12 protein-coding genes are annotated in these 13,171 nt (G+C 51.5%); 5 read left to right on the top strand and 7 right to left on the bottom strand.

All coding sequences use genetic code 11. The features are described from left to right. Together ACVB80_RS16390 and ACVB80_RS16385 are read right to left on the bottom strand one after the other, a co-directional pair. Window positions 1-660: an Hpt domain-containing protein gene (locus tag ACVB80_RS16390; RefSeq protein WP_481082358.1), complete on the bottom strand. Its 660-nt coding sequence runs from the start codon at window positions 658-660 to the stop codon at window positions 1-3. Between the two features lie 148 nt (window positions 661-808). Next, on the bottom strand, window positions 809-1,693 hold the full coding sequence (locus tag ACVB80_RS16385; protein ID WP_481082357.1) for a LysR family transcriptional regulator: 885 nt from the start codon (window positions 1,691-1,693) through the stop codon (window positions 809-811). A 102-nt stretch (window positions 1,694-1,795) separates the two neighbouring features. On the opposite strand from ACVB80_RS16385, the gene ACVB80_RS16380 reads away from it, so the two are divergent. Beyond that, window positions 1,796-2,992 carry an MFS transporter gene (locus ACVB80_RS16380; RefSeq protein ID WP_481082356.1) on the top strand — a complete coding sequence of 399 codons (1,197 nt, stop codon included), beginning with the start codon at window positions 1,796-1,798 and terminating at the stop codon, window positions 2,990-2,992. Window positions 2,993-3,040: 48 nt separating this feature from the next. Next, window positions 3,041-3,586 (top strand): DUF1415 domain-containing protein, encoded by a 546-nt coding sequence (locus tag ACVB80_RS16375; protein WP_481082355.1) that lies wholly within the window; start codon window positions 3,041-3,043, stop codon window positions 3,584-3,586. Window positions 3,587-3,673: 87 nt separating this feature from the next. Here ACVB80_RS16375 and ACVB80_RS16370 read toward each other — a convergent pair whose 3' ends face one another. From ACVB80_RS16370 to melA, 3 genes are all read right to left on the bottom strand, one after another. After that, window positions 3,674-5,878 (bottom strand): hypothetical protein, encoded by a 2,205-nt coding sequence (locus ACVB80_RS16370; protein WP_481082354.1) that lies wholly within the window; start codon window positions 5,876-5,878, stop codon window positions 3,674-3,676. A gap of 79 nt (window positions 5,879-5,957) precedes the next feature. Continuing rightward, the gene (gene melB / locus ACVB80_RS16365; protein ID WP_481082353.1) at window positions 5,958-7,367 is read right to left on the bottom strand and encodes a melibiose:sodium transporter MelB; all 1,410 of its coding nucleotides are present in this window, start codon (window positions 7,365-7,367) and stop codon (window positions 5,958-5,960) included. Between the two features lie 89 nt (window positions 7,368-7,456). Then, window positions 7,457-8,809, bottom strand: coding sequence for an alpha-galactosidase (gene melA / locus ACVB80_RS16360; protein WP_481082352.1), 1,353 nt, complete (start codon window positions 8,807-8,809; stop codon window positions 7,457-7,459). Window positions 8,810-9,103: 294 nt separating this feature from the next. On the opposite strand from melA, the gene melR reads away from it, so the two are divergent. Beyond that, the gene (gene melR / locus ACVB80_RS16355) at window positions 9,104-10,090 is read left to right on the top strand and encodes a transcriptional regulator MelR (protein ID WP_481082351.1); all 987 of its coding nucleotides are present in this window, start codon (window positions 9,104-9,106) and stop codon (window positions 10,088-10,090) included. Window positions 10,091-10,107: 17 nt separating this feature from the next. On the opposite strand, the gene ACVB80_RS16350 is transcribed toward melR, so the two are convergent. Continuing rightward, entirely contained in the window at window positions 10,108-11,166 is a 1,059-nt protein-coding gene (locus ACVB80_RS16350) for a sensor domain-containing diguanylate cyclase (protein WP_481082350.1), read from the bottom strand. 189 nt (window positions 11,167-11,355) lie between these two features. Between ACVB80_RS16350 and ACVB80_RS16345 the strand changes: the two genes are divergently transcribed. Continuing rightward, window positions 11,356-11,928 (top strand): nucleoside triphosphate pyrophosphohydrolase family protein, encoded by a 573-nt coding sequence (locus tag ACVB80_RS16345; protein ID WP_481082349.1) that lies wholly within the window; start codon window positions 11,356-11,358, stop codon window positions 11,926-11,928. 109 nt (window positions 11,929-12,037) lie between these two features. Next, complete coding sequence (locus ACVB80_RS16340; RefSeq protein ID WP_481082348.1) at window positions 12,038-12,313, top strand: hypothetical protein; 276 nt, start codon at window positions 12,038-12,040, stop codon at window positions 12,311-12,313. An 84-nt stretch (window positions 12,314-12,397) separates the two neighbouring features. Here the strand turns inward: ACVB80_RS16340 and ACVB80_RS16335 are convergent, their stop codons facing one another. Continuing rightward, window positions 12,398-13,171: a DUF5718 family protein gene (locus tag ACVB80_RS16335; protein WP_481082347.1), complete on the bottom strand. Its 774-nt coding sequence runs from the start codon at window positions 13,169-13,171 to the stop codon at window positions 12,398-12,400.

Here is a 13,171-nt window from a genome sequence, read left to right as displayed (position 1 = left end):
TTACCCCTTAATTGCTCGCTGGCTGGCTATGATCTTCCTTAATATCTCAGTCGCTGCGGCAAAATCGCACGCATGGATGAGCCGGTAGCACTCATCAAACTCTTCCCCGCCGATGACGGCATCAAAACGGGTAAAGTACTGTTCAACGTACTCAATAGCTCCGGTATCAAAATGGTCCAGCAATGCAGCCAGCTGGCTTAATTCCAAAATAATATCGTTGGTACCGGCCCCTTGTTGTTGTGTTGTTTGTGGCTTTTGTGGTGGTGTGACCCGCTTTGTCAGCTCGGTAAAAAACTGATCCAGATGCGCGATCAGCTTTTCCAGTTCAAACTCCAGCCGGGGATTATCCCTGTCGAATCTGAGCAGATGCTCGACTTCAAGGGCATGGGCAGACACGTTCATCGCCCCAAGGTTACCGCTGCTGCCTTTTAAACTGTGGACACAAATGATGAGATTATCAAAATCGCGGCTCTGCCAGGCCAGCCTGACGCGCTCACCAAAATCTCCGTCTCCTTCCATCCACTGAGCCAGCAAACGATGATACATGGACAGGCAGTCTCCTACCCTGGCAATGGCATTGATGTAATCCAGGCCTTCCATGTTCGCCAGTGAGCCGGGAGGGCTGGCAGCATCTGACTGGTTGTTCGCTTCGCTCTGCATAAGACCGTTCCATCCTTTTAAAGCCACTGACTTAATAGTAGACAATGGCTACAGGAATGCCCAACAGATTGAATAAGTTATAGCTCCGACATACTGCTTTATGAGCTTGCTTCACTTAACACTCTGCATACCAGACACCAGCGCAGTATCAGACATTGTCCTGCGCTGTATGCCGCTTTACAAAGTCCATAAAGGTACGGTCAGCAATAGAAAGATAACCGTCCCTGCGCCAGGCCATCGCGAGGTCGAAATACTTGGGCGGAGAAAAAGGAATACCAACAACATCCGGCTCTTCGCTGACCACCAGTTCAAGCAATGCTGATACCGCAAATTCCTGGCGAACGATTCGCAGGATCAAAGGCAGAAGGTTGGTTTCAAAGGAAAATTTTGGCTCGATTTGCTGCTCATGACTTATCCTGTCAAAAAACTCACGATGAAAATAACCGGATTTAAACATCACCAGTTCATGAGAGAAAAACTCAGCGAAGCTCACCGACGTCTGCTCTGTGATCGGATGATGCCGGCCAGCCACAGCCACCATCTGTGAGCGAAAAATCCGGTCGGTTTCCAGCTCGGCTGGTACGTTTTCATCAACAATAACGCCAAGGTCCAGCTCTCCTTCAAGCAACATGTTGCGAATAGCCTGCGCGCCGGCTTCCACAATCGTCAGCTTCAGTTCCGGGTAACGGGATTTAAAACCCATCAGGATCTGTGGGAAGAAGTAAGAACCCATCATGCCTGGTACGCCGATACGCACTTCACCTTTCTCCAGCCCTTTCAGCTCCTGCATGGCCAGCCTGGCATCCTCCAGCTTTTGCAGTACCTGACGGGCGTGCGGCAGTAACACCTCGCCTTCGGACGTCAGGTTCATCTGCCGCTCTCCACGGCGAAACAGGGTCATCCCGAGGCTGGTTTCAAGCTTGCGAATGGCAACACTCAGCGCAGACTGAGCGATGTTGAGCTCTCTGGCAGCCCGGGTCATATTGCTGTGCTCAGCTACAGCAACAAAATACGTCAGAGATTTGCCGTCCATATAAAAATCAGATTGCGTCCATATCTTTAATATATTTTCACTATAGCAGCTGAGTTGCTAACGTAACGGTATGTTTTTTCTTTCTGAGTAGCCAGACACACCATGATTGAAATATCCAGCCCACAGTTTCGCCGGGTCAGCTTTGCGCTGGCATTTGGCTCATTTCTGGTGTTCTGTAATCTTTACCTGTTCCAGCCGATGCTGCCGCTGATGGCTGAGGAATTTGATGTTTCCGCAACCCGGGTGAACTGGATACTGGCAGCAAGTACCCTGACTCTTGCATTCTCACTGGTGCCCTGGGCGGTCTGCTCTGAGATCATTGGCCGGCGCAGAGTAATGCTGATAAGCCTGTTTTCCCTCCCTCCTGTGGGACTGGCCATGCTGTTCAGCGACAACCTCGCGACATTGTCACTATCCCGCGCCCTGATGGGGCTGACACTGGGCGGGTTTGCCGCGGTAGCCGTGGCCTATATGGCGGAAGAGTTTTCTCCAAAAGCACTGGCTGTTGCAGTAGGAGCTTATGTCAGTGCCAACTCTCTGGGCGGTATATTTGGCCGGATTTCCGGCGGACTTATCAGTGATCACTTCAACTGGCAGAGTGCGGTTATCTTTATGGCGCTGTTCAGTCTGGCTGGTGCCCTGTTTGTTGCTTCGGCCCTGCCCAAACAGAAGAATTTCAAACCCCAGCCCGGGCTCTGGTTTGTACATAACCGAAATGCCCTGAGCCATCTGCGTGAGCCGATGCTCTGGCCTGCGATGGCAATTGGCGGCCTGAACTTTGGTCTGTTCGTGAACCTTTACTCGGTCAGCGGCTTCCGCCTGGTTGAAGCGCCCTACTCTGTACCTGTTGGTATCGCGTCGATGATCTTTCTCTGTTACCTGGCCGGAACGGTTACCTCCCGCCTGAGCGGTCGCTGGAGCCAGCATTTCAGCGCCCCAGCAGGGATGGCGCTTGGCAGTCTGGTAAGCCTCTGTGGCATGTTGACCGGCTATATTGAATCCGTTTGGGCCATCCTGGCCGGGCTTTTACTGGTCAGTGCAGGCGCATTCTTTACTCACTCCCTTGCTTATACCTGGGTCAGCCAGCATGCCCGTCAGGCCAAAGCCACAGCAACCGCACTCTATCTGGTGCATTACTATGTGGGTGGCAGTCTGGGCGGTTTCTGGCTTATCTATTGCTGGCAACACGGTGGATGGGGAGGCGTGATCGCTGGAGGAAGCGTACTCTACCTGGCCCTGTTCGTTCTTATAAGAAGATTGCAGACAACCGTGTACAGGGCTAGTCTTAGGGCGTGCTGACCTTTCGGGTTCTGCACACCCAAACTAAATAACGATTAAGTAAAAGTCATGTCTCAACAAATTCACGATCAGGTCCAAAAGTGGCTTGAAGATGTGGTGATCGGGCTCAATCTGTGCCCGTTCGCTGCCAAACCTAACCGTAACAAACAGATCAAGATATTCGTTTCAGAAGCCGCCAGTGAAGAAACCCTGCTGGAAGATATACTGAGCCAGTTTCTCGAACTGGATCAGACACCAGCAGAAGAGCTGGAAACCACTCTGGTGGTGGTCCCCAACATGCTTGCTGATTTTGATGATTACAACCTGTTTATTGACTGGGTAGAAGCCCTGATCCGCCAGCAAAGCTGGGAAGGCACCTATCAGGTTGCCACTTTCCACCCCGATTACTGTTTCTACGGTACAGATCCAGACGATGCCGAGAACCTGACCAACCGTTCACCTTATCCGGTCTTCCACCTGATCCGTGAAGCGAGTATGGAAAAAGTACTCAGGCACTACCCGAATCCGGAAGCCATTCCGGATACCAATATCGCCCGGGTAAGCGCGCTGAGTGCCGAAGAGAAGCGCAAACTCTTTCCTTATCTGATGAGATAAAAAAAAGGGCGTCACCCAACAGACAGTGACGCCCAAAGCCTTACGTTTCCACACTAAAAGGCTCAAGGAATGAACTGGTTGTCTTGCTTAGTAAGTCGTAACCGTAATCTCCTCACCCGGCGCAACGTCCACTTCAGCCGCGCTGTACTCCACGCCATACTGAATCACACGTTTGGCATCTACTGCACGGCCATCGACAATCAGCTGATCATAGCTGCCGTAAAAACGAGCCTGCCAGTGAATGGTTTCCTCACCCTGATTAGTCAGCGCCGTCTTGTTCAGGCCATCGTGGCGCACTTTCAGTTCATGCTCACCAACCGGAAGGTAGTTCACCTCAAGCCATTTGATATCTGACGGCAGGTGTGAGGTGGTGGTCACTCTGTCGTTGGCTGCATCCGGTCTTACTCCCATCAGCCCCTCTACCGTATTGGAGATAAAGGTGTAAGAGATTTCCGGGTAGTCGCCGTTGGTACCCTGAGTCGGACGCTCGTGCGGCAGATCCTTGCGGTCAATGATGTACTGCATCCATTTCCACGCTTCTTCATTACGGAAGTAAGGGAAGAAAGTTTCCGGGATATAGGTGTACGCTTCGATATTGTTCGGTGCATCCGGGTTGCTGCCAATGCCATCACCCAGTTTCTCAGAGATAAAGTCCAGGTAACGGTCGTTTCGCTCGCCCGGGTCGGTGATGCGTTTCATTGGCATAAACCAGCTGTTCTCTTTGCCGAAGTCATTCAGGCGCAGGCCGTCTTTCTGGACGATATTGACGTAGTTATCCAGTGGCTGAGACGGATCCTTAATACTCCACTCTTCGTTAAAGAAGGTTTTCAGCTTGTCCGCTTTTTGCTGCCAGATAGCCGCTTCACCACTTTCGCCGCGCGCTTTAAGCATGGCGGCGTAAGCCACGGTGGCCTGGTATTGCGAACCGATACCGTCACCGGCTTCAATCGGGAACTCACCGCGCTCGTTATAGGTTGCCGAACCTTCAAAAATTCCGCCGTAGCCCTCTGCAATGCCGTTTGGATCCTGATCATCGTGCAGCTCGATATAGTCGGTCAGCACCTTGGTGTAGAACTGCCAAAGCGCAGGGTCATTGATATAGCGCTCGTCGCCGGTCCAGAGGTACTGCTGATAAGCTTTTTCAACAAACTCAAACTGCGCCGGAACCTCCCGGACAAACCAGGAATCATCCTTGTAATCGATGGTGTGCGGCGTGCCGTCAAAGTTCACCGCCCACAGGGTGTACCACTTACGTGACTCGGTCGAGTGGTTGGCAAAAATGCGGAACATGGAGAAGTTTTCCTCATCCAGGCCTGCCAGTTTCGCGCCGGGTGCCTGGTGCAGGAAGTCGCGCGAGTAAAATGCAGTGCGGTCGAAGTAGCCGGCCCAGTAAGACGGCAGGTAATCAGCGCGGCCGGTGCCGTCGTTGTTGTTCTCGTCGCGGTTGACCAGATCGTTTCTGCCGGTCATCACAAACTGTTTGGTTTTGTCGATCGCCCAGTTGAATGACTCTTGCAGCTCCTGATTCGATGAAGTAACAGTGACCTCTTTCTCTTTCACCACCACTTCGACACGCCAGGTCTGTTTGTGACCTTTGCTGTCAGTCAGCACCATCTTGACCGGACGGGTGAAGTCCACCAGATCCCCTTCCTGCAGGGTACTGCGACTGTCTTTCGAGATATGGTTTTCGGTGATCATCAGGTTCGTTACATCGGTGGCATACGGCACCGATAGCTGAACGGTCTTACGCTCAGGGTGAATAATAGTGTCGCCGCGCTGATGCTCAACCTCAAAGCCGATCACCTGGTTAAGACCGTGCTTAATCTTTTTCTCACGCTTCAGCGTTACCGCATCCACGCTCACCGCTCCGGCATCACTGCCGGTAAAGAAGACTTCGACGACCTGACCTTTTTCCAGCGGAATTTTTTTCAGCTTGTTTAGTTTGTAGTTCTTGCCCGATTTCAGTCCGGTAGCATACAGCTCTTCCCCTGCAAGGTTGGCGATACCCATACGGGCGTCTTTGCCCGGCACGATAGTGTGCGCTTTCAGGCTGTAGTATCCGCTTTCCGGAATCGTCACCTGCTGGGTAACGTGGTGGTCCCTGCCGATAGCGATACGGGCACGATAATCGCCCTTAAACACCTCGCTGGAACTGGCGTTGGCAAACCAGTAGCTCCATCCCTGACCGTGCTGGTCAAAGTTAGGGTTTTCAATCACGTTATGTTTGTTGCCCGCCCAGGCACCAGCAGAAAGCGAACTGATAATAACGGCAGCCAGAATTTTCTTGTTCATTGTTGTCATCCTTTGCAAAAGCGGCCTCTTTGGCGAGACCGCTGCTTGTTATTTCTGTAGGGATAATTTCTGTATCGGGTTATGCCTGAACCGGCGCTGGCGATACCTGAGTCTCCTGCTCCGGCTCGTCGCCGTACTTGGCCATCAGCTCGTCCTGAATGCTCTGGTGGTATGCACCGTTAAGTTTGTAGAACTTAAAGTACACGACCAGGGTAATGGCAAAGAAGATGCTTGGCAGACCGATCATGATGCACTGCATGCCAAACACGGTATCTGCGGTCTGCTCGATATTCGGCACATAGTTGACCATTGACAGACAGATGCCGATAAAGAAGGCAGCAAACGCTGAGCCCGCTTTTACTACCAGGGTCTGTACCGAGTAAGCCACACTCTCACAACGGATACCCAGTTTCACTTCACCGTAGTCCACAGTGTCTGCCACCATGATGACCTGCAGTACCCAGAAGAATGCGGTACCGATGTTCAGCAGCACACCTGCCAGTGAGATAAGCAGCACGTTCTGCTGGTCGTAGATACCGATGTAGATAAGTACCGCACTGCCCAGGATTGGCAGCAGAGAAGCACCTGCCCACAGCATGCGGCGGGAGAACCACTTGGCCAGTTTAGGGAACAGAACCAGCGCTGCCAGGTTGGCCGCACCAGCGTATGCCATGTAGTAAGGGAACAAGTCTTTGTTACCCACCACGTAAGTGAAGTAGTAAACGGCAAACGCGGTGATGATGTTGGTCGCCAGGTTGTAAGACAGAGACATCACAAGCAGGCTCGACAGCTGGTCGTTCTTGTAGATAAACGACACCAGACGCTTGAGTGAGACTTTCTCCTGCTTGGCAGGCTCAACAATTTTATCCGATGAGTAGCGTTCTTTAACGTTGCGCAGGGTAACGATAGTCGAGAGCACAAAAAAGCCAATCAGTACCAGAGTAAACATCTGGAAACCGTAACCTTTGTCTTCGCCGCCAACGTAGTCAACAAACGGCAGCGCAACAGCAGCGGTTACAAAACCCGCAAGACTTGCGAAGAAACGCGGATATGGCACCAGCTCTTCCCGCTCGGTTTTATCCAGGGTCAGGGTCGGAACCAGAGACCAGAACGGAATATCCATCAGGGTATAAGTCATGCCCCACAGGATGTAAGTAATGGCAATGTAGATAACCAGAGCCGTACCTTCAAAATGGTGAGCGCTGAAGAGCATAAACAGCACGACAGAGTTGGCGATGGTGCCGATTAAAATCCAGGGCTTGAACTTGCCCCAGCGGGAGCGGGTGTTGTTGACGATCCAGCCCATAATCGGGTCGTTCACCGCATCCCAGATACGGGCGATCAGGAAAATGGTACCCACAACGCCGGCAGAAATGCCGACGACATCTGTGTAGTAATACATCAGATACATGTACACGATGATAATCGCGAAATCTTTACCAAATGCGCCAAACCCGTAACTGAGTTTGGTATTCATTGATACGCTCATTGCTTCTCCCAGGCCGCAGCCAGTTTCACGTTAGTTTGCGGGCGGCTCACCGCCCGCCTATGCAGGGTTATTTATTGGTTTTATAAGAATTAGTTGTGGACCCACTCAGGCAGCCAGTCATCGTGCGCTGCAATCAGGTCGTCCACCAGCGAGTAGATCTCTTCGATGCTCAGCACGGCCGCAGTGTGCGGATCCAGCATGGCAGCGTGGTAGATGCGCTCGCGGTTTTCAGTCAGTACGGCTTCGGTCAGCAGGGTCTGAACATTCACGTTTGTCTGCATCAGCGCAGCAAGATGGTTTGGCAGAGTGCCGACTTTGGTTGGCTGGATGCCGTTCTGATCAACCAGACACGCCACTTCAACACAGCAGCCCTGTGGCAGGTTGTCGATAAGGCCGTCGTTACGCACGTTGCCGTAAATCACGCTTGGTGTGCCGGTCCAGATAGAGTTCATAATGGTCGCGGCGTATTCGTGTGACTCTTTGATGTCGATACGGTCAGCCTGCTTGTACTCTTCCAGATCCTGTTTCCAGCTTGCGATTTGCTCTACGCAGCGTTTTGGATACTCGTCCAGTGGCACCTTGTAGCGCTCAATCAGGTCAGGACGGTTCGGTTTGATAAAGTAAGGGGTGTATTCTGCAAAGTGCTCAGAAGACTCGGTGACAAAGTAGCCCAGCTTTTTGAACATTTCGTAGCGCACCAGGTTCACGCAGCGCAGGTTGCCCTCGTCTTTTGGCTTAGGCGCAATGCCTGCTTCAAAGGCTTTGAGCATATCCGGGTAAATATCAACGTATTCACCGTTGGCGGTCTTCTTCTCCATGGTCAGGTAGAACGCCATGTGGTTGATACCGGCGCAGGTGTAGCGAAGATCGTTGTAATCCAGGTCCAGATCACGGGCCAGTTCTTCAGCAGTACCCTGCACGGAATGACACAGGCCAACCTGCTTGATATGCGGGAATTTCTCGTACATCGCCCAGGTGTTCATCGCCATTGGGTTAACGTAGTTCAGCATGGTCGCGTCAGGACAGACTTCTGTCATATCCTCACAAATTTTCCACAGATGAGGGATAGTGCGCAGCGAACGCATGATACCGCCAGGGCCCAAAGTATCCGCGATGGTCTGCTCAAGGCCGTAGGTTTTACACACTTCAAAGTCAGTTACGGTACATGGCTCGTAGCCGCCGATCTGGAAGGCGACAACAACGAAATCAGCATTTTTCAGGGCTTCTTTCTGGTTAAGGTGACAAGTGATGCTGCCGGTCGCGCCTGCAGACTCCATCAGCTTGCTCACGACAATCTGTGACTCTTCCAGACGGATTGGGTCGATATCCATCAGGGCAATTTGTGCGCCTTTCAGCTCAGGCTTGTGGAATACATCACCCAGGATGTGTTTAACGAAGATAGTGGAACCGGCACCGATAAAAGTGATCTTAGGGGCTTTCATTTTTGTTTCATCCTATTGATTGTTCTTACGCAATCATATTGGCATCAGCCCGGCTACCTTATCTTCCCTCTTCTGCAACTGGCTATCCTGAAAACTCAGATCTTCCGCACGGCCACAATAAATCTGAGTTTTCAGGACAAAAATGACAAATTCCGATACAGCGAATAAAATTATAAAACATCCCGAGACATACGATATATCAATACATTGACTGTCATAATCGTGAACTTCACCTCTCTTATCGATCCGAATTTTTGCTAGAAATAACTCTTCTCAATTCTGTCCGGCAGCAAGATGACCCAACAAGAAAGCGAATACAAAATATCAGCCGTAGAGCACTACTCAGAAGACACGATTTCGGTCAGTCCGCTGTCACTCTATTCTGCCTGTCAGCAAATAGACGTGGAGCTGCGGGTGCCGCATAAGATGCCTGGTAACCACTGGCATGGGCAGGTGGAGGTGAACATTCCGTTTGGCAGCGATGTGGAGTATCTGATCAACGGGGAAACTGTCACCATCCGGGATGGTCATATCGGTTTTTTCTGGGCGAGCGTCCCCCACTGCCTGACCGACCCGGCTGGTTGCCATAACATGGGGATCCTCAACATCCCTATTCATCAGTTTCTGTCATGGCCACTTAACCGGGAGATGGTCAATCAGATCACTCACGGGATGGTGCTTGAGTCCAAAAGTCCGATGCTGGTATCGGAGTTTGAAATTGCGCGCTGGATGAGCGAGCTTTCCCAGCCGTCAGCCAGCCGCCAGCAGCTGGCCAGTGATGAGATTGCGCTGATGCTGAAGCGGGTTGGCCTGGATGGCTGGCAGTCACTGCTCAGTGGGCGTGCGGATAAATCGAAAAAGCGGGGCGCGTCCAAGCACGCTCAGTCTTATGTCAGTCAGATGCTGGAATATATCGCGAACCATCATGATGCTCCCCTTTCTGTGCAGGAGATTGCCGACCATGTCGGGCTGAACGCCAACTATGCGATGGGGATCTTTCGTCAGGTAATGCAGCTGACCATCAAACAGTACGTGACCGCGATGCGCATCAACCACGCCCGCGCCCTGTTAAGCGACAGTGACAAGACGATTCTGGATATTTCGCTGACGGTGGGCTTTAACTCTTCAAGCCGTTTCTACGATACCTTCCTGCGCTATGTGGGAATGACGCCACACAAGTATCGCAAGCTCAACCGCACCAACCAGCCGGAGATGCCAGACAGCAATGCAGAGATTGGCGCATGCGATGGCAAGCGCCCGCTTGGGCTGGTAAAGCAATAGTCAGGAAAACAGCCCGCTTACATCGGATGCTGATAAACCACCGTCCGGTTACGGCCCTGATCTTTGGAGTCGTACAGCGCTTTATCCGCGGTAGAGATGAACTCATCAAACAGCTGTGACGGAGCAATCAGGCTGCAGCCGTTAAACTCAAACACGCACAGGCCGATGGATACGGTCAGCGGTTTTTCATCGATCAGAATTTCACTCACCGAATGGCGGATCCGCTCGGCAATAGCAATCGCGTCTTCACGTCTGGCTTTGGGTAACCAGACGATAAACTCTTCGCCGCCAAAACGGGCAACGTAATCACTCTCCCGCATGGCATCGGTGATCCGCCGGGCGGTTTCGCAAAGGATTTTATCGCCAAACTGATGGCCATGAGTGTCGTTCACTTTCTTGAAGTAATCTATATCGACCATAGCGACGGCACCAATCTGGTGGTCGTAATTCAGGCGTCTGAGTGCTTTGGGGACACTGTCAAACAGGGCACGACGATTTGGCAGGCCAGTCAGCGGATCATACAGGGCCAGAATCTCGAGTTTTTCATTGAGCACTTTGAGCTGATGTTCCTGTTTACGGCGAATCAGCTCGACCTCCAGCCAGGAGGCCATCAGCTGAAGCACATCGATATCAATCTCGTTAAAGTGGCGATGATAGGGTTTGGCGCTGCTGAAGTTCAAAGTCCCGTACAGGCTGCCATCACAGAAAATCGGGATCCCGATATATGACTCCAGCTTAAACGCCTTGTAAGCCGGGTGACCGCGGTAATACTCACTTTCTCCCACATGTTCGACCGCCAGCGGCTCGTTTTCCCGGCAGGTTACCTGGCAATAGGTCTGATCGAGCATGAAGACGTCGCCTTTATGCAGCCCCAGCCCCTCCGGGCACACACAGTTGCGCACCGTGTACTGATTCCCCTCAATTTTAGACAAAATCCCGATATCCAGATTGAACCGCTCCAGCCCCATTTCCAGCAGCTCGGCGATCTGTACGTCGAGTCCTTTATGGTAGCTGTTGGTTATCTGGTACAGACGGCGGATAACCTTTTCACTGTCACTGGCTGCCGATGCTTGCATTTGTTCTCTACTCGTGGATGATCAGGGTTTTCCAACTGAAGTCATTTGCGTGTATTTTAGTTGATATTAATGTAAGTCTAGCCGCAATTGAGCCGGGTTCCATTTTTTGAGCTGAAATTACTAGCTTTTTCAGCAAAAGTGTGAGGATGGCAAATTCGGCTGGTCGTTGAGCTACTGGAAATTTTAAGAATGCAACTTACTGTACTGACACAAGAAATTTACGACCACCTTTACCGTGACATCAATGAATTCCGTTCAACGTTCGATCTGCCGGTGGCAGACGCACTGAGCCTGGACGAAAAGGCAGACCAGTTGCATTCCTCTCTGGCGATTGAAGAGCTTACCGAACTGGCAGACGCGACCTGTAAAGAAGAGCAGGCAGACGCCATCGTGGATTCTGTTTACGTTCTGATGGGCCGCCTGGTTCACCTGGGCCAGGAAAAAATGACCGACAACCTGGCGATCAGCTACCTGATCGACCTGCTGCTGCACGTGGCGCAAAACCGCGACATCAACTTCCTGCCTTGCTGGGATGAAGTGCACTCAAGCAACATGAGCAAGGTTTGCCGCAACGAGCAGGAGTACACCGATACTCAGGAGTACTACGCCAAACAGGGTATCGGGCTGATGGCTGTGACCAAAGGCGATTACATCATCGCCAAGTGTGCCAAAGACGTGGTAACCGAAGAGAAGACTATCCGCCAGGGTAAAGTACTGAAATCGGTATACTACCGCCCTGCTGATCTGGCGAAACTGGTTTAATTCATTAAATCTTTAACCGCCATAAACGCTCGTTTTCACTGAGCTGTGGATCAATTACCTGATCAAACGAACCCCTTAGACTGGTCCTGTACCAACTAAGGGGTTTTTCATGATAGTCACTAATGCGTTTAATCAAAATCTGTCCGATGAATCAAAAGAACACTGGTTAAGCTACTGGCGCCACTTCACCAAAACCGAATACTGTTTTTGCTCCGAAGCTAACTGCACCAAAAATCATGCCCACGGCGTTCTGGTGAAAAAGAAAAACCAGGATGAGCGCGCCCTGTTTGTTGTCCCGCTTTGTCACGAGCACAGCCATGCCTTTACCAGCCAGCTTGAACTGGATGATAAGGCCGACCTTATTCCAGCAGACTTGAGTTTGTAATCCTTGTAGGGATTTTGTTGGGATTTGAGCAATGACCAAAGTCATTGCTCTTTTTTTGTTTAAGGGAAGCTTTTAGAGAAGGGATTAAACAACCAGTTGGGAGAAGCTGAGAATACGGCTGTCATTCTGATGCGCTTCTGAAACAAACATCTGCTCCACCTCATCCGCACTGAACTCACGCTTGTCGTAACAGGCGATATGTACCCGGTCACCACGCTGCAGGAAGTGTTCTTCACCCCAGGCAGAATAGTTTGGTGCACCCGTATACAGAAGGATCTCTTCCGGCCATCCTGCGGCTTCAAAGCCCGGCAAAATGCGGTCATACATGCCGAACTCTTCCTGCTGGTTGATTCGCTCAGTGACCCACTCCAGCAGTTCTGCATAGAAGAGCTTAAGTTCATCAAACCCTACCGCATCGGTGGCCAGTTGCATCGTGTCGTCACGCTCAATCCAGGATGCCATCTCGGTGTGAACCGGCAGGGTTTCGCGGCAAAAGCCTTCCAGCGGCCACCAGTTTGTATGCAGGCCTTTTGAATGGCGCCCCCAGGATTTTCGCTGCGAGATTTTATCCGATCCGCTCAGCTGACGGATGGTAAAATCGTTGCCGATGGTCATCGAAAACGGTGCCAGTGCTGATACTTTTCCATCCTCGTAGGACACTTTGCAACGCAGCACAAACTCCGGTTCAATATCCACATTCGTGCCCTGTGCCGGGTAGCGGATCCGCTCCTTTTCAGTCAGGGTTTCAGGCTCGTTTACCGGTACGATAAAAATCCCGTTCGGGACCGGCTGCTCTGCTACTTTTTCTGCGCCACTTAAGTGACCATGAATGTTTCCGATAATGCCTATCACCAGCAT

It is taken from the genome of Vibrio sp. 9-16B-A1 (assembly GCF_056726165.1).
The sequence above is the reverse complement of the archived record's forward strand: the minus strand, read 5'-3'. Positions and strand labels throughout refer to the sequence as shown.